The organism is Kineococcus indalonis (assembly GCF_009906395.1).
GTDB lineage: Bacteria > Actinomycetota > Actinomycetes > Actinomycetales > Kineococcaceae > Kineococcus > Kineococcus indalonis.
Map to the genome: position 1 here is coordinate 1 of NZ_JAAALM010000408.1, position 3677 is coordinate 3677.

At 77.6% G+C, this 3677-nt stretch carries 3 protein-coding genes; all 3 read right to left on the minus strand.

Going from position 1 to position 3677, the window contains the following annotated elements:
- Positions 1 to 673: lysylphosphatidylglycerol synthase domain-containing protein (locus GTR00_RS16540; protein WP_166612682.1), on the minus strand; the 673-nt coding region annotated here is incomplete at its 3' end.
- 5 nt (positions 674 to 678) lie between these two features.
- Entirely contained in the window at positions 679 to 2712 is a 2034-nt protein-coding gene (locus GTR00_RS16545) for a glycosyltransferase (RefSeq protein ID WP_166612683.1), read from the minus strand.
- Positions 2709 to 3623: a glycosyltransferase family 2 protein gene (locus tag GTR00_RS16550; RefSeq protein WP_166612684.1), complete on the minus strand. Its 915-nt coding sequence runs from the start codon at positions 3621 to 3623 to the stop codon at positions 2709 to 2711. The genes GTR00_RS16545 and GTR00_RS16550 overlap by 4 nt, the downstream gene beginning before the upstream one ends.
- Positions 3624 to 3677 lie beyond the last annotated feature (54 nt).

Sequence of the window (3677 nt, forward strand, 5' to 3'; positions counted from 1 at the left end):
GCACGAACACCTGCAGGCCCACCGCCGCCCACGACGCCAGCGCCCAGCCCGCCGAGGCCAGCAGCCCGCGCGCGGTCAGCGGGTGCTCCAGCGGCTCCTGGCGCGCCAGGCGCAGCAGCACCGCCAGCAGCCGGTTGAGCACCGCCGGCACCAGCAGCACCAGCAGCAGCGGCGCCGCCCAGCCGACCCACCCCGCCCACGCGGGCACGCCCGCGGCCGGCGAGCCGCCGCCCAGCGCCAGCGGCAGCACCCCCGTCACCAGCAGGCCCGCCGTCGTCATCGACACCAGCAGCGCCACCGCCAGCGCCGAGCCGGTGCGCCGGCGCGGCACGCCCAGGTCGCGGGCCAGCTCCGCCTGCGCGACGAACTGGAAGACGGTGCCGGGCACGTAGCGGCCCAGCTGGCCCACGAAGAAGACCCGCGCCGCCCCCCGCCACGGCAGCGGCGAGCCCAGGTCGGCCAGCACCGCGCGCCAGGAGGCGCCCGCCAGCGCCACGTTGGCCACCGACAGCGCCAGCGCCAGCGCCACCGCGGGCGCGTCCAGGCGCGCCCACGCGTCGGCGATGGCGGCGCGGTCGCGCACCACGTACGCCACCGCCAGCCCCAGCGCCACCACCAGGAAGCCGCCGCGCACCCACGGCGAGCGCAGCAGCCCCAGGACCCGGCCGAGCACGCCGCTCAGCGCCGGCGGAAGGTCAGCAGCACGAACGTGTAGTCCAGCCCCGTGCGCGCCCAGTGCACCGGCCGCTCCGGGTGGGAGAGCACCTCGTCGGTCAGCTCCCCCACCAGCTCCAGCCCCCGCTCGTCCGCCTGCGCGACCAGCTCGCGGACCTGCTGCGGGGAGAAGATGCGCACCGGGGCGCCGTAGGCGCTCACGCCCGCGGTGTCCGGCGGGTCCGCGTCGTAGTCGGTGGACAGGCACAGCACGCCGCCCGGGCGCAGCACCCGCGCCGTCTCGGCGAGGAACTCCGGCACCGGCACGCCGTGCTCGATGACGGACATGCACGTCACCGCGTCCAGCGAGCCGTCCGGCAGGCCGGTGTCGGTGACGTCGCCGTGGCGGAACTCCACCCCGTCGCGGTGCACGGGCGCGCCGAACTCCAGGTTGATGCCCGCCAGGGCGCCGCGCTCGGCGCCGAAGCCGTACAGCCGCAGCCACGGCAGCACCGGGGAGTAGCGGGCGCTGCCGGCGTCCAGCACGCGCGCCGAGCGCGAGCCGTCGTCGGCCAGGGTCAGCACGGCCGCCACCGCGCCCAGGGCGTCCCAGTTCTTCGGGGCGTCCGGGTGCGCCGGCAGGTGCAGGCGCCGGGTCTGCGCCAGCGCGTCGGCGACCTCGGCGGCGTCCTGCAGCACGCCGGTGCGCGGCACCCCGCTGGGCACCGGCCGGCGCGCCGGCGGGGCCGCCAGGTCGCGGGCGGCGAGCTGCTCGCCCACCCGGCGCTGCACCCCCACCCGCGCCCACAGGGCGTGCTCGGCGCCGCGCTTGGCGACGGCCAGCAGGCGCCCGCCGGGCGGGGAGGCGGCCGTGCCGCCGCGCGCGGCGCGGCGCAGCGCGGCCAGGTAGGCGAACCAGGGCTCCTCCAGGTCCGGCGCCTCCACGCCCTCGCGCAGCCGCTGCAGGCCGCCGCCGGTCAGGCGCTGCAGGCCCTGCGCCAGCGCCGGGGCGCTGCCGGGCTCGACGAGCACGCCGTCCACGCCGTCGCGCACCTGCGCCGGGAAGGAGCCGGTGCGGGTGGCCAGCACGGGCAGGCCGTGCGCGAAGGCCAGCAGGGCGTTCTGCGAGGCGGTCGCCGAGCGGTACGGCAGCACCAGCGCGTCGTGCGCGGCCAGCAGCGCGGGCAGCTGCGCGGCGGGCACGTAGCCCTCGCGCAGCTCCACGCGCTCGCGCAGCTGCGGGTCCGCGGCCAGCTCGCGCACGGCGCGCCCGGCCTGGCCCCACAGCTCCCCGGCGATCGTCAGGCGCACCGCGGGCACGGAGCGCAGCGCCTCCAGCAGCAGGTCCACGCCCTTGTACTCGCGCACCGCGCCCAGGGACAGCAGCCGCAGGGCGCCGTCGCGCGGCACCCGCGAGCCCGCCGGCCCGGGCAGCGGCGCGCCGCCGGGCAGGTGCGGGGGCAGGTCGGCCACCTCCACGCGCGCCGCGCCGTGCGCGCGGGCCAGCTCGGCCTGCTCGTCGGTGTGCACCAGCACGCCGTCGACGGCGGAGAGCAGCCGGCGCACCAGCAGCGCGTCGCCCGGGCGCGCCTCGTGCGGCAGCACGTTGTGGGCGACCACCACGGTGCGCGCGCCCGAGCGCGCCGAGCGCAGCCCCGCCAGCACCCCCAGCAGCGCCGGCACCTGCAGGGGCACCACGTGGGTGAGGACCACCAGGTCCGCGGCGGCCAGGCGCCGGCCGGTGCGCACCCAGGAGGCCGGCGAGCTCCACGCCAGCGAGCGCACCGTCGGGGTGAACCCCTCCACCTCGGGCACCCCGCCGGGCACCTCCGGGCGTCCCGGGTACAGCGCCGCCGGGTACTGCCGCGCCCACGAGACGAGCTTGACCTCCGCGCCCGGCGCGGCGGCCAGGTGGCGGGCCAGGGCGGTGGTGTGCAGCGCCGTGCCGCCCTTGGCCGGGTGCGCCGGGCCCACGACCACGACCCGGCGCGCCGGGGCCTCGTGGCGCGGCTCGCGCACCGGGGCGGCGTTCGGCCCGGCGCCCATGCCGGCGCTCACGCGGAGTCCCGCGAGCGCACCACGAGGTCGGCCAGCAGCGCCACCGCCCCCACCAGCAGGCCGGAGACCAGCAGCAGCACCGTGTTGGCCGGGAAGTAGAAGGCGTGCCGGAACATGTCGGTGACGCCCTTGACGAAGCCCAGGCCGAAGAGGAACAGCGCCAGCGGCATCAGCACCCGCAGCGGCTCGAAGTACATGACCATCCGCAGCACCTGCAGGATGTAGCGGTAGGCGTCCTTGACGAAGTGGAACTTCGAGGTGCCCGCGCGCTTGGCGTACGCGGTGGGCACGTACTTGACGTCGTGCTGGTTGCACAGGAACGCCAGCGTGATCGTCGTGACGCAGCTGAAGCCGGGCGGCAGCAGCCGCAGGTACGGCAGCGACACCGAGCGGCGGAACGCGCGCAGGCCGGAGTTCAGGTCCGGGATGCGCTGCTTGGCCAGCACCTCGGCGACCTTGCGGATGACGAACTTCGCCGGCACCCGCAGCACCTTGTGGGTGCCCTCCTCGGTGGTGCGCGCCCCCACCACCTGGTCGTAGGAGTCGTCCTCCAGCAGCACCCGCACCAGCTCGGGGATGCGCTCGTTCTCGTACGTCATGTCCGCGTCGGTCCACACGACGATCTCGCCGCGGGCCATCTGCGTGCCGATGCGCCGCACCGTGCCCGAGCCGCCGTTGCGGCGGAAGGCCACCACGCGCAGGTGCGGGTAGCGCTCCTCGGCCTGGCGCAGCACCGCCAGCGTGTCGTCGGTGGAGGCGTCGTCGACGGCCAGCAGCTCGTACGGCATGCCGTCGGCGTCCATCGCCGCCGTGATCCGCTGGATCTCCAGCAGGACGTGCGCCTCCTCGTTGTAGCAGGGCAGCACGATCGTGGCGACGGGCGCGGGCCGCTCGTCCTGCGGCGGCGGCAGCGGCGCGGGGAGCGCGGCGGCGGCGACCTCGCGCGCGGCCGCGCTCCCCGCGCC